The organism is Pantoea allii (genome assembly GCF_046529425.1).
In the GTDB taxonomy this organism is placed as follows: domain Bacteria; phylum Pseudomonadota; class Gammaproteobacteria; order Enterobacterales; family Enterobacteriaceae; genus Pantoea; species Pantoea allii.
Genome location: NZ_CP125958.1, coordinates 3,872,069 through 3,895,917, shown reverse-complemented (window position 1 = coordinate 3,895,917; position 23,849 = coordinate 3,872,069). Strand labels below are relative to the sequence as shown.

Sequence of the window (23,849 nt, the reverse complement as noted above, 5' to 3'; positions counted from 1 at the left end):
CGATTTTGGTCGCAGTATAACGGAAACTAAGCATGCTACAGGTCTATCTTGTTCGTCACGGTGAAACGGTATGGAATGCAGAGCGTCGCATTCAAGGGCACTCCGACAGTCCGCTGACGGAAAAAGGTGAGCAACAAGCCCGTCAGGTCGGTGAACGTATCAAAAATGCAGGTATCACACATATCATTTCCAGCGATTTAGGGCGCACCCGGCGCACCGCTGAAATCATTGCTGATGCCTGTGGATGTGACATTACCTTCGACCCGCGTTTGCGGGAGCTGAATATGGGCGTACTGGAAAAGCGTCTGCTTGACGAACTGAGCGCGGAAGAAGAGCGCTGGCGCGCTTCGCTGGTTAACGGAACCGAGGGTGGCCGTATTCCTCAGGGCGAGTCAATGACGGAGCTGGCGCAACGTATGCAGGCTGCTCTGGATGCCTGTCTTGCGCTGCCAGCAGGTAGCCGTCCATTATTGGTCAGCCACGGTATGGCGCTGGGGGTTCTGGTCAGCACGATTCTGGGGCTGCCGGCTTATGCCGAGCGTCGTCTTCGCCTGCGCAACTGTTCGATCTCACGCGTCGATCATCAGCAGAGCGCGTGGCTGGCGCAGGGTTGGGTCGTGGAGACCGCGGGTGATATCACCCACCTCGACGCGCCTGCGATGGACGAGCTTCAGCGTTAATCGATTATGCCGTCATGATGACGGCATAACCGCAAGCGTTTAACGGCGAATCGGAATCAGATATTCACAGTGAATCTCTGTTGGCGGCTCGCTGCGCTTTTTGCCGCCATGGGTAATAAAGCGTTCAATATCCTGCCCCATACGGCGCGTCAGGCCCAGCGTTGGCATACAGGTTCCGTACAGCAACAGAATAAATTCCTGCAGTTCCACGCGCGGGCCGTTGTAGTTGAACTGAACGTAATCCCCCGCTTCAAGAATCACCTTCTGCCCTGAATACATCGTGGTTGCGCTGTCGGCAGGAACGGCCGTGGTGTACAGAATCTCCTGCTCATCATCCTTTTCATGACTGGCACGGACCTGGTGCAACCCATAAAGCACGGGCGGAACCGTATCCGTTTCCAGCAGAAACTGTTTCCAGAAATGAACACGCATCTCATCACGGTAGCTGGAGATTTGTTCCAGGGTACAGGTATAACTCTGTGTCTGTCCCACCAGCACGGTTTCCGGAAGCGTCACGAACTGCGATTCTGGCTGCTGTTCATTCCCTAACCGAATCGGGGGGCGGATACCAAAGGAGTTCCATTCTGACGAACGGCGATACCATGCAGGTGTTTGATTAAACTGCTTTTTAAAGGCTCGCGTAAAGGTCTGTTGTGAATCAAAACGATACTGCAGAGCAATATCGAGAATCGGGCGGCTGGTCAGGCGAAGTGCTACCGCTGCTTTGGAAAGACGTCGTGCCCGGATGTATGCGCCAATGGCGTGTCCGGTAACGTCTTTAAACATCCGTTGTAGATGCCATTTAGAATAACCCGCTTTAATGGAAACATTATCCAGTGAAAGTGGTTGATCCAAATGGCTCTCCAGCCAGGCAAGCAAATCGCGAATGATACCGGCTTGGTCCATAAAACATCCTCATACTCTGGTGGCGCAGCTAAATGAAGTCGACGAATAATAGCACTTATTGCTTAAAAGACATGTTCGGTTTTGACAGGGATTGTTGTGCTATCTACGCGGGAATTTCTACCCTTTTTACGTTGGTGATTGCATCAATTAACAGTACATTACATGCTCATCTATTACATTTGCAATGGTAACTCAATGACAACACTTCGTCTTGTAATCCTCACCTTCGCAGGTTTACTGTTTTCCGGTCCGCTGCTGGCTGAAGAGATTGGCTCCGTCAACACCGTGTTTAAGATATTTGGACCTGATCATAAAATTGTGGTGGAGGCGTTTGACGATCCTGACGTAAAAAATGTCACTTGCTACATTAGCCGGGCTAAAACAGGCGGCATTAAGGGCGGGCTGGGATTAGCGGAGGATACATCTGACGCGGCCATTTCGTGCCAGCAAATTGGGCCGATTGAACTGAGTGAAAAAATTGCCAAAGGTAAAGCAGAAGGGGACGTGGTGTTCCGCCAGCGGACGTCGCTGATCTTTAAGAAACTGCAGGTTGTGCGTTTCTTTGACAGCAAGCGTAACGCATTAGTCTATCTGGCGTACTCAGACAAAGTGGTGGATGGCTCACCCAAAAATGCGTTGAGCGCCGTACCGATTATGCCGTGGCATTAAGGCCAGGACATAAAAAACGCCCGTGAGGGCGTTTAAAAAAAGACAGATTAATCCTGCAGGTCGCCGCAGAAACGATAGCCTTCACCATGAATGGTGGCGATGATTTCCGGGGTATCTGGCGTGGATTCAAAATGTTTGCGGATACGACGGATCGTCACGTCAACGGTACGATCGTGTGGCTTGAGGTCGCGTCCGGTCATCTTCTTCAGCAAATCAGCACGTGTCTGAATCTTGCCCGGATTTTCGCAGAAGTGCAGCATGGCACGGAACTCACTGCGCGGCAGTTTGTACTGCTCACCGTTGGGATTGATCAGCGATCGGCTGTTGATGTCCAGCTCCCAGCCGTTGAACTTGTAGCTTTCAACCTGGCGGCGCTCTTCATTAGGCAAAGGCAAATTCATGGTGCGCAACAGCAGGTTACGGGCACGAATAGTTAATTCACGTGGGTTGAACGGTTTGGTGATGTAGTCATCTGCACCAATTTCCAGCCCAAGGATCTTATCGACTTCATTATCGCGTCCGGTCAGGAACATCAATGCCACATTAGCTTGCTCACGCAGTTCACGCGCCAGTAACAGGCCATTTTTGCCTGGCAGGTTGATGTCCATGATAACCAGATTGACATCATTGTCGGTCAACACCTGATGCATTTCTGCACCGTCGGTGGCTTCATATACGACATAACCTTCCGCCTCAAAAATACTTTTGAGGGTATTACGCGTGACCAGTTCGTCTTCAACGATGAGAATGTGCGGGGTCTGCATGTTTAGCTACCTAATTTTGCCAACTAAATTGAAAACAGGGCGTACAGCGGTTAGGTGCTCTCCAGTGCGGAGAACGGCAAGCTTTGCTGAACCGTTGTACGAAAGTAAATTTTGATAAGCTTTTATCAAGGTCAACAACAGTGTTAGCTCAGCCAGCCGGGATAAAGATTCCATGCCCTGCGGAATAAATAATTTGAAACATATACTAACTGTATTAACAGCAACCTAACAGCAATAACAACAACTGGTAAGCATAAAAACAACGCTTCGTTGACTTATATCAAATGCAATTGTAGCACGTTAACATTTCTGTGAAAAACATCTCAAAAAATAGCGTGCTGGCTGACATAAAGCATCATCTTTGTGCCGGTGAGACGGGGTTGTCACAAAATATGATGTTAGGAACTTACTATTACAGTGGACTGAAATGAAAGGCTTTTATTTGGACTATTCTGATAATGTGCACTTTATGATAAAAACACACTCTCCGGCCTTTTTTAACGTGTTTTAACATGTATTTCAGGGTTTTAACCTGACTGCCTATATCCCTTAATAATAAGGGGCCATGTTACACTACTGGCGTACACATTAACTGATGGAACAATCATGCTTTTTCCTCTTATCCTCGTTTCACCTGCCCGGGCCGAAAATATCGGTGCGGCTGCCCGCGCCATGAAAACCATGGGATTCAGCGAATTGCGGATTGTTGCCAGCGATGCATGGCAGGACCCGGCAGCACGGCGCGTTGCACATGGTGCGGGAGACATTCTGGATAGGGTAAAAACCTTTGAGACACTGACCGACGCGCTGGCGGATATCGATTTTTCCGTCGCCACCACTGCGCGAAGCCGGGCCCGGTTCCGCTATTATGCGACGCCACAACAGGTTGAGGCCCAGTTGCTTGAGAAACGGCAGTGGGTGAACAGCATGGCGTTGGTGTTTGGCCGCGAAGACAGCGGCCTGACCAACGAAGAGCTTGAACAGGTCGACCTGCTTACCGGTATTCCGATGGCAAATGACTATCCCTCACTGAACCTGGGGCAGGCGGTCATGGTTTACTGCTACCAGCTGTCGGCGCTCAACCAGGTGGCCGCGCCGGTGGCACCGTCTGCCGATGCACAACAGCTCCATGCGCTGCGCCAGCGGTTTGAACAGCTGCTGTTGCAGTTAGAGGTCAGTGACGACAGCAAAATGTCAGACTGGATTAACCAGCGCATTGGCCTGCTGGAGCAGCGCGACAGTGCCATGCTGCATCGTTTACTGCATGACGTGGAAAAAAAGCTGGCAGATAAATCCTCGGGTTAAACCTGACTATCTAGTGACAGATGTTAATGAAGCGCGGTATGCCAAACGATTCGCCAGGTTTTTTTTGTTTAACAGGATGCTAAACATTGTGGTTTATATTTGCGCAAAGGATAAAACCGTTGACTTGATGTGCGCTTTGCTTTACTTCTTGACGCAGACGGACAATCAATGACAGACAGAAAAAAATAAATCTGAATGCGTAATCACAGCCTGAACACCACAATTATTACCACCACCATTACCATTACCATCGGTAAAGGGGCGGGCTGACGCATCCAGGAAAAACAGAAAAGAAGCCCGCACCTCACGAGTGCGGGTTTTTTTTTGACTCAAAATCAGGAGAGTTGACATCATGCGAGTGCTGAAATTCGGTGGGACCTCGGTTGCGAATGCAGAACGTTTTCTGCGCGTGGCCGATATTCTGGAAAGTAATGCGCAACAAGGACAGGTTGCCACCGTGCTTTCTGCGCCTGCTAAGATCACCAACCATCTGGTCGCGATGATTGAAAAAACCATCAGCGGCCAGGATGCGCTGCCGAATATCAGTGATGCTACGCGCATCTTTGCTGAACTGTTGCAGGGCCTGGCCGAGGCCCAACCCGGTTTTGACTATGACGGCCTCAAAAGCCGCGTGGACAGCGAGTTTGCCCAACTCAAGCAGGTGCTGCACGGTATCAGCCTGTTGGGACAGTGCCCGGACAGCGTCAATGCCGCCATTATTTGTCGTGGTGAGAAGCTCTCTATCGCCATTATGGAAAAGCTGCTTGAGGCGCGAGGCTATGGCGTCAGCGTTATCGATCCGGTCGAGAAACTCTTAGCCATTGGCCACTATCTTGAGTCGACTGTCGATATCGCCGAATCAACCCGCCGCATTGAAGCCAGTAAAATTCCCGCAGAAAATATGATCCTGATGGCCGGTTTTACCGCCGGGAATGAGCGGGGTGAGCTGGTCGTGCTGGGACGTAACGGTTCTGACTACTCGGCGGCGGTGCTGGCTGCCTGCCTGCGCGCCGATTGCTGTGAGATCTGGACCGATGTGGACGGGGTTTATACTTGCGATCCGCGCCAGGTGCCGGATGCTCGTCTGCTTAAATCCATGTCTTATCAGGAAGCCATGGAGCTGTCCTATTTCGGGGCTAAAGTCCTGCATCCACGCACTATCGCGCCTATCGCACAGTTTCAAATCCCTTGCCTGATCAAAAACACCGCTAACCCGCAAGCCCCCGGCACGCTGATTAGCGGTCATGGCGAACAGGACGACTTCCCGGTTAAGGGCATCACTAACCTGAATAATATGGCGATGTTTAACGTCTCCGGCCCGGGAATGAAAGGTATGGTCGGCATGGCGGCCCGCGTGTTCGCCACCATGTCGCGCACCGGCATTTCGGTGGTGTTAATCACGCAGTCGTCCTCTGAATACAGCATCAGCTTCTGCGTGCCGCAGAGCGAGCAGGCGCGTGCGCGCCGCGTGCTGGAAGAGGAATTCTACCTTGAGTTGAAAGATGGCCTACTGGATGCGCTGGACGTTATCGAAAACCTGGCGGTTATCTCGGTCGTGGGTGACGGGATGCGCACCCTGCGCGGAATTTCAGCGAAGTTCTTCTCTGCGCTGGCGCGCGCCAACATTAATATTATCGCCATTGCTCAGGGATCGTCTGAACGCTCCATTTCGGTCGTGGTCAATAATGATGACGTCACCACGGGCGTGCGCGTCGTGCACCAGATGTTGTTTGCCACCGACCAGGTGATTGAAGTCTTTGTGGTAGGCGTCGGCGGTGTCGGCGGTGCATTGCTGGATCAGTTGCATCGTCAACAGGCGTGGCTCAAGCAAAAGCATATTGATCTGCGTGTTTGCGGCATCGCCAATTCCCGTGCGCTGTTAACCAACGTCCACGGTATCGATCTCAGCAACTGGAAAGGCGAAATGGCACAGGCCAAAGAGCCGTTTAATCTGGGGCGCTTAATCCGCCTGGTCAAAGAGTACCATCTACTGAATCCGGTGATTGTGGATTGTACATCGAGTCAGGCGGTTGCCGACCAGTACGCGGACTTTCTGGCCGAAGGTTTTCACGTGGTCACGCCAAATAAAAAGGCCAATACTTCGTCGTGGGAATACTATCAGAAGATGCGTGTTGCCGCGGCTGGCTCGCGTCGTAAGTTCCTGTATGACACGAACGTCGGCGCGGGATTACCGGTGATCGAGAACCTGCAGAACCTGCTGAATGCAGGCGATGAGTTGATTAAGTTCTCCGGTATTCTGTCGGGTTCACTGTCTTATATTTTTGGTAAGCTGGACGAAGGTGTATCGTTGTCAGAAGCGACCCGCATGGCACGCGAGATGGGCTTTACTGAGCCCGATCCACGTGACGATCTTTCTGGTACGGACGTAGCGCGTAAGCTACTGATTCTGGCACGTGAATCCGGCCATTCGCTGGAGATGAGCGATGTTGATATCGAACCGCTGCTGCCCGCGCACCTGAACGCGATTGCCGATGTTGAACAGTTTATGCAGCAGTTACCCGACGCCGATGCGGCGATTGCAGCCAGAGTGGAACAGGCGCGTGCTGAAGGGAAAGTGTTACGTCTGGTTGGCGTGATCGAAGAGGGCGGAGCCTGCAAAGTGAAGATCGATGCGGTTGACGGTAACGATCCGCTTTTCAAAGTCAAAAATGGCGAAAACGCGCTGGCTTTTTACAGCCGCTATTATCAGCCGATTCCGTTAGTATTACGCGGATACGGTGCAGGAAATGATGTGACAGCCGCAGGCGTTTTCGCCGATCTGCTGCGCACACTGTCATGGAAGTTGGGAGTGTAATGATGGTAAAAATTTATGCGCCAGCCTCAATCGGTAACGTCAGCGTGGGGTTTGACGTGTTGGGCGCGACGGTATCGCCAGCCGATGGTTCGTTGCTGGGGGATTGCGTGTCCGTTGAGGCCGCTGACAGCTTTAGCCTGATCAATTCGGGCCGGTTTGTCAGTAAACTGCCCAGCGACCCCAAAGAGAATATCGTTTATCAGTGCTGGCAGCGCTTCTGTGAAGCGATTGGCAAAACGGTGCCGGTGACGATGACGCTGGAAAAAAATATGCCGATTGGCTCGGGCCTTGGCTCCAGCGCCTGCTCTGTAGTGGCAGGACTGATGGCAATGAACGAGTTTTGCGGTAAACCCCTGGATGATACCCGGCTTCTGGACCTGATGGGCGAACTGGAAGGGCGCGTCTCCGGTGGCGTCCATTACGATAATGTTGCGCCCTGTTTCCTTGGCGGCATTCAGCTGATTCTGCAAGAAAACGGTATTATCAGTCAGCCAGTACCGGGATTTGACGACTGGCTGTGGGTGATGGCCTATCCGGGCATTAAAGTCTCGACCGCTGAAGCGCGGGCGATTTTACCGGCGCAGTATGCTAAACAGGACTGCATCAAACACGGTCGTCTGCTGGCAGGTTTTGTTCACGCCTGTCATACGCGCCAACCTGCGCTGGCCGCTAAACTGATGCAGGATGTCATTGCTGAGCCTTATCGTACTCAACTGTTACCGGGCTTTGCCCAGGCTCGCCAGGCCGCTCTGGACATTGGGGCGCTGGCCTGCGGGATTTCGGGCTCAGGCCCCACGCTATTCGCCATTTGCAACCAAATGGAAACGGCACAGCAGGTGGCCGACTGGCTGAGCCAGCACTATCTGCAGAACGATGAAGGCTTCGTCCATATCTGCCGTCTTGATACGGCTGGCGCACGTAAACTGGGATAACGCATGAAACTCTACAATCTTAAGGATCACAACGAGCAGGTCAGCTTCGCCCAGGCGGTGAAACAGGGTCTGGGTTCACAGCAAGGGCTGTTTTTCCCGCTCGAACTGCCGGAATTTGAACTGACCGACATCGATGCCATGCTGGAAATGGATTTTGTTACGCGCAGTAGTAAAATCCTGTCGGCCTATATTGGTGATGAAATCCCGGCGCAGCATCTGACCGAACGTCTTAAAACCGCCTTTACCTTCCCGGCCCCGCTGAAAGAAGTGAGCGACGATATCGCCTGTCTTGAGCTGTTTCACGGTCCGACGCTGGCGTTCAAAGACTTTGGCGGTCGTTTTATGGCGCAAATGCTGGCCTACGTCAGCGGTTCAGATGAGCAGATCACCATTCTGACAGCGACCTCCGGGGATACCGGTGCCGCCGTGGCCCACGCGTTTTACGGTATGGAGAACGTGCGTGTCGTTATTCTCTATCCGCAGGGAAAAATTAGCCCGTTACAGGAAAAATTGTTCTGTACCCTTGGCGGCAACATCGAAACCATCGCCATTGAGGGTGATTTTGATGCCTGTCAGTCGCTGGTTAAGCAGGCGTTTGACGATCAGGAACTAAAGAAGGCCATCGGCCTGAACTCCGCCAACTCAATTAATATCAGCCGCCTGCTGGCGCAGATTTGTTACTATTTCGAAGCGGTTGCCCAACTGCCGCAGGAGAAACGTAATCAACTGGTCGTGTCAGTGCCAAGCGGAAACTTTGGTGATTTAACGGCCGGTCTGCTGGCGAAGTCACTGGGCCTGCCGATTAAGCGTTTTATCGCCGCGACCAATGCCAACGACACCGTGCCACGTTTCCTTGGCAACGGCGAATGGCAGCCTAACGCCACCGTCGCTACGCTGTCGAATGCGATGGACGTCAGCCAGCCAAACAACTGGCCGCGTGTGGAAGAGTTGTTCCGCCGCAAAACCTGGCGTTTGGGCGATCTGGCTTACGGCGCGGTAACGGACGATGTGACGCGGGAAGCCATGCGCGAACTGGCTAAACTGGGTTACGTATCTGAGCCACATGCGGCAATTGCCTGGCGTTTGTTACGTGATCAACTGCAGGACGGGGAGTTTGGTTTATTCCTTGGCACGGCGCATCCGGCTAAGTTCCTGGAGAGCGTGGAAAGCATCCTGGATCAGAAACTGGCCTTGCCTGCAGAACTGGCTGAGCGTGCGGATTTGCCCTTGCTGTCGCACAAGATGAACGCGGACTTTGCTCAACTGCGGGCATTTTTGCTTAAGTAGTGTTCAGGTCATCACGCAGAGGGGGCACTCACCCCCTCTGCGTCTTGAAAGACCGATACGTCGGCAGTTTTACTGTTCGGCGCGTTTGAACACCAGTTCGTTCTCACGGCTTTCATCAGCGGCAAACGCATAGCCATCAACGTCAAACCGCGTTAACTGTTCTGGCTTCGTCAGGCGGTGCTGAATGATATAGCGACTCATCAATCCCCGGGCCTTTTTCGCGTAGAAACTGATCACTTTGAACTTGCCGTTTTTCTCGTCCAGAAAGACCGGTTTAATCAGGCGCGCCTGTAGCTTCTTCGGCTTAATCGCTTTGAAGTATTCATCGGAAGCCAGATTAATCAACACGTCATCCCCCTGGCTTGCCAGCGCGTCGTTAAGTTTTTCCGTTAACAGATCGCCCCAGAAACTGTAGAGATCCTGACCTGCCGGGTTAGCCAGTTTGATGCCCATCTCCAGCCGATAAGGCTGCATTAAATCCAGCGGACGCAGCAGGCCATACAGGCCAGACAGCATGCGCAGATGATCCTGAGCAAAGTCGAAGTCTTTTTCACTAAAGGTTTCGGCCTGCAAACCGGTATAGACGTCGCCTTTAAACGCCAGAATGGCCTGACGGGCATTCTCCAGGCTGAAATCGGGCTGCCAGCTGTTAAAACGCTCAGCATTTAAATGCGCCAGCTTGTCGCTAATACTCATCAATGACGCGACCTGCGCAGGCGACAGCTTGCGCGCAATTTTAATCAGCTGTTGTGACTTTTCTAACAGCGCGGGCTGGGTAAAGCGCTGTGTCGCCAGGGGGCTTTCATAATCCAGCGTCTTGGCGGGAGAGATCACCATCAACATCGTCGCGTCCTCAATGAGTCCCTTTTTTTAAGGGGTTAGCCTGTAATTGTCGCCCGCAGTGTAGCAAAAAAGCCGCAAGGATCGGCAAATCACTCCTATTTGTTCGCGCTATCGTAAACGGCATTCCCTGACCTTGCACCACCGTTACCGCGTGATATTATCCCTACAGCCTTTTATCACCCTGACAGTTAACTAAGAGAAAAAACATGACGGACAAACTGACCTCCCTGCGTCAACTGACCACCGTAGTGGCCGACACCGGTGATATCGCAGCGATGAAGCTGTATCAGCCCCAGGACGCGACCACCAACCCTTCTCTGATTCTCAACGCTGCTCAAATCCCTGAATACCGCAAACTGATTGATGAAGCGATCGCCTGGGCGCGCCAGCAGAGCAGCGACAAAGAACAGCAGCTGCAGCTGGTATCCGACAAGCTGGCCGTTAACATTGGTCTGGAAATCCTTAAGCTGGTGCCGGGCCGTGTTTCCACCGAAGTGGATGCTCGCCTTTCTTATGACACCGACGCCAGCATCGCGAAAGCACGCAGCCTGATCAAATTGTATAACGACGCCGGTATCAGCAACGATCGTATCCTGATCAAGCTGGCGTCAACCTGGCAGGGCATTCGCGCGGCAGAACAGCTGGAAAAAGAAGGCATCAACTGTAACCTGACTCTGCTGTTCTCTTTCGCTCAGGCGCGTGCCTGTGCTGAAGCGGGCGTGTATCTGATTTCACCCTTTGTGGGCCGTATCCTCGACTGGTACAAAGCGAACACGGACAAGAAAGAGTACGCGCCACACGAAGATCCAGGCGTGGTTTCCGTGTCTGAAATCTATGACTACTACAAGCAGCATGGTTATGAAACCGTGGTGATGGGCGCAAGCTTCCGTAACGTCGGCGAAATCATTGAACTGGCTGGCTGTGACCGTTTGACCATTTCCCCTGCGCTGCTGAAAGAGCTGGCGGAAAGTGAAGGGACCCTGGAGCGTAAGCTGAGCTATAGCGGCGAAGTCAAAGCGCGTCCGGCCAGGATGACCGAATCTGAGTTCCTGTGGCAGCACAACCAGGACCCAATGGCCGTCAGCAAGCTGGCCGAAGGCATTCGTAATTTTGCCATCGACCAGGGCAAACTCGAGAAGATGCTGGCAGAAATGCTGTAATCTTTTCTACCGTGGCGGCACTGTCGCCACGGTTTTCCCTTTCCGCCACCGTTTGTTATTCTTCTTAGTACGTCCTTTCTCATCCACCGCCCTGCGGTAAATCACAGCGAATATCATCATGAACACATTACGTATCGGATTGATCTCGGTTTCCGATCGCGCCGCGAACGGGATTTATCAGGATCAGGGGATTCCTGCCCTGGAAGCCTGGCTCAACAGCGCGATCGGCACCCCTTTTGAAGTGGAAACGCGCCTGGTCCCTGATGAACAGCCCATGATCGAACAGGCGATTTGTGAACTGGTCGATGAACGCTTTTGCCATCTGGTCTTGACCACCGGCGGGACCGGCCCGGCGCGACGAGATGTCACGCCCGATGCCACGCTCGCCGTGGCCGATCGTGAGATGCCGGGTTTTGGTGAGCAGATGCGGCAAATCAGCCTGCAGTTTGTGCCTACCGCCATTCTGTCGCGTCAGGTGGGGGTGATCCGTAAGCAGTCACTTATTCTTAATCTGCCAGGCCAGCCGAAGTCGATCAAGGAAACCCTGGAAGGGCTTAAAGACGCGCAGGGCAAGGTGAAGGTGCCGGGTATCTTTGCCGCCGTACCTTATTGTTTACAGTTGCTTGAAGGTCCCTATGTTGAAACGAACGCCGATGTGGTAGCAGCTTTTCGCCCCAAAAGCGCGATACGTGAGATAAATAACTAAATATTCTGCTTTTCAGGAATAAGCTACAGGCTCGCTGGTGTGGTGATCAATTGACGGTATAGTAAGCGCAGCTTTACAACTGCTTTCACTTTCTCTGGACGCTTATGACCACACTTGAGACACCGCGCCTGAAACCCCAGGATTATAAAACGCTGGCCCTCGCGGCGCTGGGTGGCGCGCTGGAATTTTACGACTTCATCATCTTCGTTTTTTTTGCCGCCGTGATTGGCGAGATCTTCTTCCCCAGCGACATTCCTGAATGGCTCCGCCAGCTACAGACGTTTGCCATTTTCGCTGCGGGTTATCTGGCACGTCCGCTGGGCGGGATTATCATGGCCCACTTTGGCGACAAAGTCGGGCGCAAAAAAATGTTTAGCCTGAGCATTTTGTTAATGGCGCTGCCAACGCTTGCCATGGGCGCGCTGCCAGGCTGGGACACGATTGGCCTGGCTGCACCTTTGTTGATGTTGCTGATGCGCATGTTGCAGGGCGCGGCCATTGGCGGCGAAGTCCCTGGAGCATGGGTTTTTGTGGCGGAGCATGTGCCTTACAAACGGATTGGCATCGCCTGCGGTACGCTGACCGCCGGACTCACTATCGGCATCCTGTTGGGCTCGGTGGTGGCGACCTTAATGAATACCTCTATGACCCAGCAGGCCATTCATGATGGTGGCTGGCGCATTCCGTTCTTCCTGGGCGGATTGTTTGGCCTCGGCGCAATGTATTTACGCCGCTGGCTGCATGAAACCCCGGTTTTTGTCGAAATGCAGCAGCGTAAAACCCTGGCACAGGAGCTACCGCTGAAAACCGTGGTGATGAAGCATCAAAAATCGGTGGTGATTTCGATTCTGCTGACCTGGATGCTGTCGGCCTGCATCGTGGTGGTGATTTTAATGGCGCCGGTCTGGCTGCAGAAACAGCATGGTATGGCCCCCGCACTCACCTTAAAGGCGAACAGCCTGGCGATTATCATGTTGTGTGTGGGCTGCATCGTTGCCGGGCTGCTGGTGGACCGTTTCGGGGCCAGCCGGACGCTAAGCATCGGAAGCCTGCTGCTGGCGCTGTGTAGCTGGATGTTCTATTCCCTGGCTCCCCAGTATCCCGACTATCTGTTTCCGCTATATGGGCTGGTGGGTTTTAGCGTTGGCGTGGTCGGGATTGTGCCCTTTATCATGGTTCGCGCGTTCCCGGCAGAGGTCCGTTTCACCGGATTATCCTTCTCTTACAACCTTTCTTATGCGGTATTTGGCGGCCTGACGCCGATTTGCGTGACGCTGCTGACCGCTGTCTCCCCTATGGCGCCTGGCTGGTATGTCATGGCGCTTGCGCTGGTGGGATTGCTGACCGGTCTCTGGCTCAGACAAGATATCAGTCATGAGCCGGACCTGTACGACGGGATAAAACAGGCATAAATCACACGCGGAGCCTGGCTTCGCGTGTTGCTTTAACCTGGCGGCGTGCGCGCCAGTCGGCAGAAGGGCACGCTTGCGCCCTGTGCCCTGTAGCGTGGCAAACAACAGCCCATGCCACATCCCATTAACTCTCCGGGGCAGGGTAGCCATTGTTGTTGTCAGCGTTACTCAGCGCAATTCTCCTCGATAATCGGGTGGGCGGCTTAACGCAGAATGAGCGCGGCGAGCCGCATAATCTTCAGCGTAATCATCACCGTCTTTGATCCTGGTCTGACAGGTACTGAAAATTTTTTTTCATTTAACCCTTGATGCGCTTCTAAGCGACCCCATTTACTTGTCATCGAGCGTTGTGAACGTTGTAAAAAAAAGCATGTGAGGATGGGTTGAATGTAAGCAACCCGCCCACATAAAAGGTTCACAACCCAAACTGGCAACGAATTTAAGTGGGAGATGTTTAGATGGGTAAGATTATTGGTATTGACCTGGGTACAACCAACTCTTGTGTTGCGGTCATGGACGGCACGAAAGCGCGCGTGCTTGAAAACGCGGAAGGCGATCGCACCACGCCTTCGATCATCGCTTACACCCAGGACGGGGAAACTCTTGTCGGACAACCGGCTAAACGTCAGGCTGTCACCAACCCGCAGAATACCCTGTTTGCGATCAAGCGCCTGATTGGCCGTCGCTTCCAGGACGAAGAAGTACAGCGTGATATCAAAATCATGCCATACAAAATTGTGGGTGCCGATAACGGCGACGCATGGCTGGAAGTCAAAGGCCAGAAAATGGCACCACCGCAGATTTCTGCGGAAGTCCTGAAAAAGATGAAGAAAACGGCTGAAGATTTTCTGGGTGAGCCCGTTACTGAAGCGGTTATCACTGTTCCAGCCTACTTTAACGATGCGCAGCGTCAGGCGACCAAAGACGCCGGCCGTATCGCAGGTCTGGAAGTAAAACGTATCATCAACGAACCTACCGCCGCGGCGCTGGCCTACGGTCTGGATAAAGGCCAGGGCAACCGCACTATCGCGGTGTATGACCTGGGTGGTGGTACGTTTGATATCTCTATCATCGAAATCGATGAAGTTGATGGCGAAAAAACCTTTGAAGTTCTGGCGACCAACGGTGATACCCACCTGGGTGGTGAAGACTTCGACAGCCGTCTGATTAACTACCTGGTTGCGGAATTCAAGAAAGATCAGGGCATTGACCTGCACAACGATCCGCTGGCGATGCAGCGTCTGAAAGAAGCCGCAGAGAAGGCCAAGATCGAGCTGTCTTCTGCGCAGCAGACTGACGTTAACCTGCCGTACATCACGGCGGATGCAACCGGTCCTAAGCACCTGAACATTAAAGTAACGCGTTCGAAACTGGAATCACTGGTTGAAGATCTGGTTGCACGCTCTATCGAGCCGCTGAAAGTCGCTCTGCAGGATGCCGGTCTGTCCGTTTCTGACATCAACGACGTCATCCTGGTGGGTGGTCAGACGCGTATGCCACTGGTTCAGGCAAAAGTAACGGAATTCTTTGGTAAAGAACCACGTAAAGACGTTAACCCGGACGAAGCGGTTGCCGTGGGTGCTGCGGTACAGGGCGGTGTGTTAGGTGGTGATGTTAAAGACGTTCTGCTGCTGGACGTAACCCCGCTGTCGCTGGGTATCGAAACCATGGGCGGCGTGATGACCTCGCTGATCAGCAAGAACACCACCATCCCGACCAAGCACAGCCAGGTGTTCTCAACGGCAGAAGACAACCAGTCTGCGGTAACGATTCACGTGCTGCAGGGTGAGCGTAAGCGTGCCAATGACAACAAGTCACTGGGCCAGTTTAACCTGGACGGCATCCAGCCTGCGCCACGCGGTATGCCGCAGGTTGAAGTAACCTTTGACATCGATGCGGATGGTATCCTGCACGTATCGGCGAAAGACAAAAACAGCGGTAAAGAGCAGAAGATCACCATTAAAGCCTCTTCAGGTCTGAATGAAGATGAAATTGCGAAAATGGTACGTGATGCGGAAGCTAACGCTGAATCTGACCGTAAGTTCGAAGAGCTGGTGCAGACCCGTAACCAGGGCGACCAGATTGCTCACAGCACACGTAAGCAACTGGACGAAGTGGGCGATAAACTGTCAGCCGACGACAAAGCGCCTATCGAAGCTGCACTGAGTGCGCTGGAAACTGCGCTGAAAGGCGAAGATAAAGCAGAAATCGACGCGAAAATGCAGGCGCTGATGGAAGTCTCCAGCAAACTGATGGAAGCAGCACAGCAGTCTCAGGCGGGTGCAGCGGAAGCCGGCGAAGCGTCAGCGAAAAAAGATGACGACGTTGTCGATGCTGAATTCGAAGAAGTGAAAGACAATAAGAAATAATTGCCCCTGACCGGGCGCGACGGTTGCCCTGACAGCCGTTGAAACCAGCACGGGCGTAGGAGTTTTCTCCACGCCCGTGCGATCATGTTAAGGGCTAAATAAATGGCGAAGAGTGATTACTACGAGATTTTAGGCGTCGCCAAATCTGCAGACGAGCGTGAAATCAAAAAGGCTTACAAACGCCTGGCGATGAAACATCACCCGGACCGCAATCCCGGTGATAAAGAATCGGAAACCAAATTTAAAGAAGCGAAAGAAGCCTACGAAATTCTGACCGACCCGCAGAAGCGTGCGGCCTACGATCAGTACGGTCATGCTGCCTTTGAACAAGGTGGTATGGGCGGTGGCGGATACGGCGGTGGCGGCTTTGGCGGCGGCGGTGCAGATTTCAGCGATATCTTTGGCGACGTTTTCGGTGACATCTTTGGTGGTGGCCGCCGTCAGCGTGCATCCCGTGGTGCAGATTTGCGCTACAACATGGAGCTGACGCTGGAAGAAGCGGTTCGCGGCGTGACCAAAGAGATCCGTATTCCGACGCTGGAAGAGTGCGACGTGTGCCATGGCAGCGGCGCAAAAGCGGGCACCAAACCGCAAACCTGTTCAACCTGTCATGGTGCAGGTCAGGTACAGATGCGTCAGGGCTTCTTCACCGTCCAGCAGGCTTGTCCGACCTGTCACGGTCGCGGCTCGGTGATTAAAGATCCCTGCAATGCCTGTCACGGCCACGGTCGCGTAGAGAAATCGAAAACCCTGTCGGTGAAAATTCCTGCTGGTGTGGATACGGGTGACCGTATTCGTCTGAGCGGTGAAGGCGAAGCCGGTGAGCAGGGCGCGCCAGCGGGCGATCTCTACGTTCAGGTGTCGGTGAAAAAACACCCGATCTTTGAGCGTGAAGAGAATAACCTGTACTGCGAAGTACCGATTAACTTTGCGATGGCTGCCCTGGGCGGTGAGATTGAAGTGCCCACGCTGGATGGTCGGGTGAAGCTGAAAGTGCCAGCAGAAACCCAAACCGGCAAGCTGTTCCGCATGCGTGGACGCGGTGTGAAATCGGTGCGCGGCGGTGCGGTAGGCGATCTGCTGTGTCGTGTGGTGGTGGAAACCCCTGTCAGCCTCAACGACAAGCAAAAAGCGTTACTGCGTGAGCTGGAAGAGAGCTTTGGTGGACCCAGCGGCGAACATAACAGCCCGCGCTCCAAAAGCTTCTTCGACGGCGTGAAGAAATTCTTCGACGACTTAACCCGTTAATTCAGCGGTCTGGCGTGATAAAAAACGGAGAGGAGACTCTCCGTTTTTTTATGCGCTCTGCAAAGCTGACACGGTTTCTCGCGCACTTTATGCTGCCCCTTTCACCGATATCGTCCTCTTTTCGGCCTGCTCTGGCTCACCCTTTGATGTAACAAAACGTCGGACTTAATGTAAAAGCGGATAAATAAGCTTTTTCTCGGGTTCAGTGAATCGTTACACTGCTCGGCATTGTGTTTTCCGCTCAGGAGGAGTGTGTTTTGTCAAAACCTCGTCGTATCAAGCATTTACTGAAAAGTTTTATTGAGAGTGATGCCAGTAACGGCATGGTGCTCATTCTGGCTGCGGTCGTCGCTATGATCCTCGCCAATGGCGCTTCCACCGCTCAGGGCTACCAGGCTTTGTTGGACACACCGGTACAGATTCGCTTCGGCGAACTGGATATCAGTAAAAATCTGCTTCTGTGGATAAACGATGCGCTCATGGCGCTCTTTTTCCTGCTGATTGGTCTGGAAGTGAAGCGCGAATTGATCTCTGGTGAACTCGCCAGCCGCGATCGGGCCATCTTTCCGGTTATCGCCGCAGTCGGTGGCATGGCAGCACCTGCCATTGTGTTTTTGCTGTTTAACCATGGTGATGAGATAGCCCGAAATGGCTGGGCGATTCCTACTGCTACTGATATCGCGTTTGCGCTCGGCGTGCTTGCCCTGCTTGGCAGTCGTGTTCCCCCCGCCCTGAAGGTGTTCCTGATGGCGCTGGCGATTATCGACGACCTGGGTGCCATCGTCATCATCGCGCTGTTTTACACCAGCGACCTGTCTGTGATGTCCCTGAGCGTGGCGGCAGGCGCTATCGTGGTGCTGGCCGTGCTGAACCGCTGTAACGTGCGGAACATCGCGGTATACATGCTGATTGGGATGGTGTTGTGGACCGCAGTTCTGAAGTCTGGCGTGCATGCCACGCTGGCGGGCGTCATTGTGGGCTTCTTCGTGCCGTTGGAAGAGAAAAACGGTCATTCGCCAGCGGAACACCTTGCGCACGGTTTAATGCCGTGGGTGAACTGGTTGATTCTGCCGCTGTTTGCCTTTGCTAACGCTGGCATTTCGCTGACGGGCATCACCTTTGGTGACGTGCTGTCGCCGGAGCCGCTGGGTATCATCCTGGGCCTGTTAATCGGTAAGCCACTGGGGATTACGCTGTTTTGCTGGCTGGCGGTGAAGCTGAGGCTGGCAGCCTTGCCTGGCGGTACGACTATTCGCGATATCATGGCGATTGGCGTGCTGTGCGGCATTGGCTTTACCATGTCGATATTTATCAGTTCGCTAGCCTTTGATGCTGCCCACGAGCAGTTAGTGACGTTCTCTAAGCTGGGTATCCTTAGCGGTTCACTACTCTCCGCCGTGCTGGGCTACACCTTATTGCGCATCAAGCTGCGATAAAAAAGCCATTGCTGCAACACATTCATCCGGTGTTGCAGCAATGCTGGTTCCTGTCTCAACATCTCAACATCTCAACATCTCAACATCTCAACATCTCAACATCTCAACATCTCAATATGGCCTGTGATCCACGATGACATTGCGCATTGACTGGCTGTTATCGCGTTGCTCTGCGGCCGGTCTGAACTCGCAAGCACGCCGTGATTGACCTTCTCTGTTAACCCTGGGCCAGATAACCCGACAGAGGGCTCGTGAGAGAGGCTGTCCGGGGCGCTACGGGCCTGAACCTGGGGCAGCATGGTTCGGCAGGTTGAGAGCAGTGCAGAGGTGGTGGGTTGTCTGGCAGGGCAGGAAGATAAAGTCAGGAAGAGACAGTCGCCTGGCGGCGCTAAACAGCAGGCATAAAAAAACCGGCGTAGCGCCGGTTCTTTCAACAAAGCGATGAACAAATGGCGATTAAGCCAGTTTGTTGATCTGTGCAGTCAGGTTTGCTTTATAACGTGCAGCTTTGTTTTTGTGGATCAGACCTTTAGCAGCCTGACGGTCCACGATTGGTTGCATTTCATTAAATGCGTTCTGCGCAGCAGCTTTGTCGCCTGAAGCGATCGCCGCGTATACTTTCTTAACGAAGGTACGCATCATAGAGCGACGGCTTGCATTATGCTTGCGACGTTTCTCAGATGTTACGGCACGTTTCTTAGCTGATTTGATATTAGCCAAGGTCCAACTCCCAAATATGTTCGATAGAGACAAATCAAAGGCCGAGGACTATGCCTTTTGGACCTTCTGTTGTCAATGGATTTGTGCAAATAAGCGTCGTTACTCGTGATAACCTGTACGACACTCGGTTACGTATTTGATGGCGCAAGATTCTACCAGCTTCCGCTCCCTGAATACAGTATTTCGCAACAAAATTCTCTCAACGGCTCTGCATGTCAGTAAATACGGCCTGTTACGCATGAAAGGCGTGTTCACGGGTTAACCTTGACGGCTTTCGAGGGTATAATCCGCCGATTTCCACAGGTTTGAGTCAGCCATGAAGTTTATCCGCGGTATTCATAATCTTAATGCGCAGCATCACGGCTGCGTTTTGACCATCGGTAATTTCGATGGTGTGCACCGCGGTCATCAGGCGCTGATGGGGCGGTTGCTGGAAGAAGGACGGAAACGTAATTTGCCGGTGATGGTGATGGTGTTTGAACCGCAGCCGCTAGAACTCTTTGCGGGCGAAAGCGCACCCGCCAGGCTCACCCGCTTGCGGGAAAAGCTAAAATACCTGGCAGAAATTGGCGTGGATTACGTGCTCTGTGTGCGTTTTGACCATCGCTTTGCCGCGTTATCGGCGCAGAGTTTTATCAGCGAACTGCTGGTGAACAAACTGGGCGTCAACTATCTGGCTGTCGGGGATGATTTCCGCTTTGGCGCTGGTCGCCAGGGGGATTTCCTGCTATTACAGAAAGCCGGTGCCCAGTATGGTTTTGATGTGGTCAGCACAGAAACGTTTTGTGATGGCGGTAAGCGCATCAGCAGCACAGCGGTGCGTCAGGCACTGGCTGAGGACAACTTAGCGCTGGCGCAGTCGCTATTGGGCCATCCTTTCAGTATCTCAGGGCGCGTCGTGCACGGTGATGCACTGGGACGGACACTGGGGTTCCCTACGGCCAATATCCCGTTACGGCGCTGCGTATCGCCGGTCAAAGGCGTTTATGCGGTTGAAGTCGAGGGCCTGGGGCCAACGCCGCTGCCCGGCGTGGCCAATATTGGTACGCGCCCAACGGTAAAAGGTTTACGCCAACAGCTTGAAGTTCACCTGTTGGACATCAATATGGATCTCTATGGTCGCCACATTGATGTGGTGTTGAAGCAGAAAATACGAAACGAGCAGCGCTTTGCTTCACTGGATGCGTTGAAAGAGCAAATAGCGAAAGATACGGTAACGGCCCGACAATTTTTTGGTCTGTAACCTGAGCGAAAAACGGAATCGAGAATCTGATGAGTGACTATAAATCAACCCTGAATTTGCCGGAAACGGGGTTCCCCATGCGTGGCGATCTGGCCAAGCGCGAACCGGGAATGCTGCAACGTTGGTATGATGACAATCTGTACGGCATCATCCGCGAAGCCAAGAAAGGGAAAAAAACCTTTATCCTGCATGATGGCCCTCCTTATGCGAACGGCAGCATTCATATTGGTCACTCCGTTAACAAGATTCTGAAAGACATTATTGTGAAGTCTAAAGGCATGGCAGGTTACGACTCGCCTTATGTGCCGGGCTGGGACTGTCACGGTTTGCCTATCGAGCATAAAGTTGAGCAGATGATCGGCAAGCCGGGCGAAAAAGTCAGCGCCGCCGAATTCCGCGCCGCCTGCCGTCAGTATGCCGCCGAACAGGTTGAGGGGCAAAAAGCCGACTTTATTCGCCTGGGCGTGCTGGGTGACTGGGATCGTCCTTACCTCACCATGGACTTCACCACCGAAGCCAATATCATTCGTGCGCTGGGTAAAATTATCGGCAATGGCCATCTGCATAAAGGCGCGAAGCCGGTGCACTGGTGCATGGATTGCCGTTCTGCGCTGGCCGAAGCCGAAGTGGAATACTACGACAAAACCTCGCCGTCCATCGACGTGATGTTCAATGCCCTTGATGCCGATGCGGTGCGTGCAGCCTTTGGCGTCACCGCCTCAGAAGGCCCGGTTTCGCTGGTGATCTGGACCACAACGCCATGGACCATGCCGGCTAACCGCGGCATTTCACTGCACCCTGAGTTCGAATACCAGCTACTGCAGATTGATGGCCGCAGCCTGATCCTGGCAAAAGATCTGGTTGAGAGCGTGATGAAACGCGCAGGCATCAGCGACTGGACCGTGCTGGGTGAGTGCCAGGGCGCGGCACTGGAATTGCAACTGTTCCAGCATCCGTTGCTTGAGCAGATTCAGTCCAAAGTCGTCTTAGGCGAACACGTCACGCTGGATGCCGGTACGGGTGCCGTTCACACTGCCCCCGGTCATGGCCCGGATGACTACGTGATTGGTCAGAAATATGGTCTGGAGACGGCGAATCCGGTCGGCCCCGATGGCGCCTACCTGCCAGGGACTTATCCCGGTCTTGACGGCATCAACGTCTTTAAAGCCAACGACATGATCGTTGAACTGCTGAAAGAGAAGGGTGCCCTGCTGCATGTTGAAAAACTGCTGCACAGCTACCCGCACTGCTGGCGTCATAAAACCCCGATTATTTTCCGTGCCACGCCGCAGTGGTTTATCAGCATGGATCAGAAAGACCTGCGTGCTCAGTCACTGCAGGAGATCAAAGGCGTTCAGTGGATTCCGGACTGGGGCCAGGCGCGTATTGAATCCATGGTTGCCAACCGCCCTGACTGGTGTATTTCCCGTCAGCGTACCTGGGGCGTGCCCATGGCGCTGTTCGTGCATAAAGAGACCGAAGCGCTGCATCCTGAAACCCTGGCGCTGATGGAAAAAGTGGCCCAGCGTGTTGAGCAAGAGGGCATTCAGGCCTGGTGGGATCTCGATCCGCGCGATCTGATGGGCAACGATGCCGATCACTACGTTAAAGTGCCGGACACCCTGGACGTCTGGTTTGATTCCGGTTCAACCAGCTATTCGGTTGTCGATGCCCGTCCGGAGTTTGGCGGCAATACACCGGATATGTATCTGGAAGGTTCGGATCAGCATCGTGGCTGGTTTATGTCTTCGCTGATGATTTCCACGGCGATGAAAGGCAAAGCGCCTTATCGTCAGGTGCTGACGCACGGTTTCACCGTCGATGGTCAGGGCCGCAAGATGTCGAAATCCATTGGCAACACCGTTGCACCGCAGGATGTGATGGACAAACTGGGTGCAGACATTTTACGCCTGTGGGTCGCCTCTACCGATTACTCGGGTGAGATGGCGGTATCGGACGAAATCCTGAAACGTTCTGCGGATGCCTACCGTCGCATCCGTAATACGGCGCGCTTCCTGTTAGCCAACCTGAGCGGCTTTAATCCGCTAACCGATCTGGTTAAGCCAGAAGAGATGGTGGTGGTTGATCGCTGGGCAGTCGGACGTGCGCAGGCTGCGCAGGCTGATATCGTTGCCTCCTACGAGAACTACGATTTCCACGAGGTGATTCAGCGCCTGATGCAGTTCTGCTCTGTGGAAATGGGGTCGTTCTACCTCGATATCATCAAAGACCGTCAGTACACCGCGAAAGGCGACAGCCTGGCGCGTCGCAGCTGCCAGTCGGCACTGTGGCACATTGTTGAGGCGCTGGTGCGCTGGATGGCACCGATCATGTCTTTCACGGCCGACGAAATCTGGGGCTATCTGCCAGGCGATCGGGCGAAGTACGTGTTCACAGAAGAGTGGTATACCGGCCTGTTTGGTCTGCCAGAAAACGAAGCGCTGAACGATGCGTACTGGGCAGAACTGCTTAAAGTACGTGGTGAAGTGAACAAGGTGATCGAGCAGGCGCGTAGCGACAAACGTATCGGCGGCGCGCTGGAAGCGTCCGTGACGCTGTATGCCGATGCGGACCTGGCGACGAAACTGCAGGCGTTAGGTAACGAACTGCGTTTTGTGCTGCTGACCTCTGGCGCACAGGTTGCTGATTACGCCCAGGCAGGCGGTGACGCGCAGCAGAGCGAACTGTTAAAAGGTCTGAAAATCGGCCTGAATAAAGCAGAAGGCGAGAAATGCCCTCGCTGCTGGCACTACACTACTGACGTCGGTCAGAATCCCGAGCACGCTGCGGTGTGCGGTCGCTGTTACACCAACGTAGCCGGAAACGGCGAAGAGCGTAAGTTTGCCTGATGAGTAAACCTGTTTTCTCCACCGGATTGCGCTGGCTGTGGCTGGTGCTGTTAGTTATCGTTGTTGATTTCGTCAGCAAGCAGTGGGTAATGAACAACATGATGCTGCATGAAACGCAGCCGCTAATGCCGTTCCTTAACCTGTTCTATGCGCACAACTACGGCGCAGCGTTCAGTTTCCTTGCTGATAAAGGCGGCTGGCAGCGCTGGTTCTTTGCCGGTATTGCGCTGGCAATTGTGATCTCGTTGCTGGTGATGATGTACCGCAACAGCGCCAGTCAGAAGATAGCCAATATCGCCTATGCATTGATCATTGGCGGCGCAGTGGGCAATCTGTTTGATCGTTCGTATCATGGCTTCGTGGTGGATTTTATCGATTTCTATGTCGGTAACTGGCACTTTGCTACATTTAATATCGCTGACTGCGGCATCTGTATCGGTGCCGCGTTAGTGGTGCTGGAGGGCTTTTTCAACCCTTCCAGCAAGCAGGTTAAAAAAGGGTAAAG

At 53.4% G+C, this 23,849-nt stretch carries 20 protein-coding genes and 1 other annotated feature; of the genes, 16 read left to right on the top strand and 4 right to left on the bottom strand.

From position 1 onward, the window contains the following. The first annotated feature begins 32 nt into the window (after positions 1 to 32). Complete coding sequence (gene gpmB, locus QNH99_RS18385; protein ID WP_063878344.1) at positions 33 to 680, top strand: 2,3-diphosphoglycerate-dependent phosphoglycerate mutase GpmB; 648 nt, start codon at positions 33 to 35, stop codon at positions 678 to 680. A gap of 39 nt (positions 681 to 719) precedes the next feature. Here the strand turns inward: gpmB and robA are convergent, their stop codons facing one another. Further along, positions 720 to 1,586, bottom strand: coding sequence for an MDR efflux pump AcrAB transcriptional activator RobA (robA, locus tag QNH99_RS18380; RefSeq protein ID WP_109716572.1), 867 nt, complete (start codon positions 1,584 to 1,586; stop codon positions 720 to 722). Between the two features lie 195 nt (positions 1,587 to 1,781). Between robA and creA the strand changes: the two genes are divergently transcribed. Then, entirely contained in the window at positions 1,782 to 2,255 is a 474-nt protein-coding gene (creA, locus tag QNH99_RS18375; RefSeq protein WP_063878346.1) for a protein CreA, read from the top strand. A 47-nt stretch (positions 2,256 to 2,302) separates the two neighbouring features. Here the strand turns inward: creA and arcA are convergent, their stop codons facing one another. Continuing rightward, entirely contained in the window at positions 2,303 to 3,019 is a 717-nt protein-coding gene (gene arcA / locus QNH99_RS18370) for a two-component system response regulator ArcA (protein ID WP_013024548.1), read from the bottom strand. Between the two features lie 606 nt (positions 3,020 to 3,625). On the opposite strand from arcA, the gene QNH99_RS18365 reads away from it, so the two are divergent. The 5 genes from QNH99_RS18365 (at position 3,626) to thrC (ending at position 9,358) form a co-directional block, all read left to right on the top strand. Further along, the gene (locus QNH99_RS18365; protein WP_096010952.1) at positions 3,626 to 4,324 is read left to right on the top strand and encodes a tRNA/rRNA methyltransferase; all 699 of its coding nucleotides are present in this window, start codon (positions 3,626 to 3,628) and stop codon (positions 4,322 to 4,324) included. 195 nt (positions 4,325 to 4,519) lie between these two features. After that, entirely contained in the window at positions 4,520 to 4,594 is a 75-nt protein-coding gene (thrL, locus tag QNH99_RS18360) for a thr operon leader peptide (RefSeq protein ID WP_109707012.1), read from the top strand. Then, positions 4,527 to 4,651, top strand: a sequence feature (Thr leader region). (Overlaps the previous gene by 68 nt.) A gap of 25 nt (positions 4,652 to 4,676) precedes the next feature. Beyond that, on the top strand, positions 4,677 to 7,139 hold the full coding sequence (gene thrA, locus QNH99_RS18355) for a bifunctional aspartate kinase/homoserine dehydrogenase I (protein ID WP_410517021.1): 2,463 nt from the start codon (positions 4,677 to 4,679) through the stop codon (positions 7,137 to 7,139). 2 nt (positions 7,140 to 7,141) lie between these two features. Further along, the gene (gene thrB, locus QNH99_RS18350; protein ID WP_096010990.1) at positions 7,142 to 8,071 is read left to right on the top strand and encodes a homoserine kinase; all 930 of its coding nucleotides are present in this window, start codon (positions 7,142 to 7,144) and stop codon (positions 8,069 to 8,071) included. Positions 8,072 to 8,074: 3 nt separating this feature from the next. Further along, positions 8,075 to 9,358 carry a threonine synthase gene (thrC, locus tag QNH99_RS18345; RefSeq protein ID WP_063878350.1) on the top strand — a complete coding sequence of 428 codons (1,284 nt, stop codon included), beginning with the start codon at positions 8,075 to 8,077 and terminating at the stop codon, positions 9,356 to 9,358. Between the two features lie 69 nt (positions 9,359 to 9,427). Here the strand turns inward: thrC and yaaA are convergent, their stop codons facing one another. Beyond that, positions 9,428 to 10,201 carry a peroxide stress protein YaaA gene (yaaA, locus tag QNH99_RS18340; protein ID WP_096010954.1) on the bottom strand — a complete coding sequence of 258 codons (774 nt, stop codon included), beginning with the start codon at positions 10,199 to 10,201 and terminating at the stop codon, positions 9,428 to 9,430. 206 nt (positions 10,202 to 10,407) lie between these two features. On the opposite strand from yaaA, the gene tal reads away from it, so the two are divergent. From tal to nhaA, 6 genes are all read left to right on the top strand, one after another. Then, complete coding sequence (gene tal, locus QNH99_RS18335; protein ID WP_063878352.1) at positions 10,408 to 11,361, top strand: transaldolase; 954 nt, start codon at positions 10,408 to 10,410, stop codon at positions 11,359 to 11,361. Between the two features lie 118 nt (positions 11,362 to 11,479). Continuing rightward, on the top strand, positions 11,480 to 12,067 hold the full coding sequence (gene mog, locus QNH99_RS18330) for a molybdopterin adenylyltransferase (protein WP_063878353.1): 588 nt from the start codon (positions 11,480 to 11,482) through the stop codon (positions 12,065 to 12,067). A gap of 104 nt (positions 12,068 to 12,171) precedes the next feature. After that, positions 12,172 to 13,479 (top strand): MFS transporter, encoded by a 1,308-nt coding sequence (locus QNH99_RS18325; RefSeq protein WP_410517020.1) that lies wholly within the window; start codon positions 12,172 to 12,174, stop codon positions 13,477 to 13,479. Between the two features lie 458 nt (positions 13,480 to 13,937). Continuing rightward, positions 13,938 to 15,848, top strand: coding sequence for a molecular chaperone DnaK (dnaK, locus tag QNH99_RS18320; RefSeq protein ID WP_063878355.1), 1,911 nt, complete (start codon positions 13,938 to 13,940; stop codon positions 15,846 to 15,848). A 102-nt stretch (positions 15,849 to 15,950) separates the two neighbouring features. Further along, complete coding sequence (dnaJ, locus tag QNH99_RS18315; protein WP_063878356.1) at positions 15,951 to 17,096, top strand: molecular chaperone DnaJ; 1,146 nt, start codon at positions 15,951 to 15,953, stop codon at positions 17,094 to 17,096. A 257-nt stretch (positions 17,097 to 17,353) separates the two neighbouring features. After that, a complete protein-coding gene (gene nhaA, locus QNH99_RS18310; protein ID WP_410517019.1) occupies positions 17,354 to 18,532 on the top strand; it encodes a Na+/H+ antiporter NhaA in 1,179 nt (392 codons plus the stop codon). Between the two features lie 456 nt (positions 18,533 to 18,988). On the opposite strand, the gene rpsT is transcribed toward nhaA, so the two are convergent. Then, positions 18,989 to 19,252, bottom strand: a complete 264-nt coding sequence (gene rpsT, locus QNH99_RS18305) for a 30S ribosomal protein S20 (protein WP_006117633.1) — start codon at positions 19,250 to 19,252, stop codon at positions 18,989 to 18,991. A gap of 316 nt (positions 19,253 to 19,568) precedes the next feature. Here rpsT and ribF point away from each other — a divergent pair, with 316 nt between their 5' ends. The 3 genes from ribF to lspA are packed head-to-tail and all read left to right on the top strand — an operon-like array spanning position 19,569 to position 23,847. Continuing rightward, positions 19,569 to 20,495 (top strand): bifunctional riboflavin kinase/FAD synthetase, encoded by a 927-nt coding sequence (gene ribF / locus QNH99_RS18300; RefSeq protein WP_063878358.1) that lies wholly within the window; start codon positions 19,569 to 19,571, stop codon positions 20,493 to 20,495. 29 nt (positions 20,496 to 20,524) lie between these two features. After that, the gene (ileS, locus tag QNH99_RS18295) at positions 20,525 to 23,344 is read left to right on the top strand and encodes an isoleucine--tRNA ligase (protein WP_410517018.1); all 2,820 of its coding nucleotides are present in this window, start codon (positions 20,525 to 20,527) and stop codon (positions 23,342 to 23,344) included. Beyond that, positions 23,344 to 23,847: a signal peptidase II gene (lspA, locus tag QNH99_RS18290; protein WP_063878360.1), complete on the top strand. Its 504-nt coding sequence runs from the start codon at positions 23,344 to 23,346 to the stop codon at positions 23,845 to 23,847. The genes ileS and lspA overlap by 1 nt, the downstream gene beginning before the upstream one ends. Positions 23,848 to 23,849: the final 2 nt, after the last annotated feature.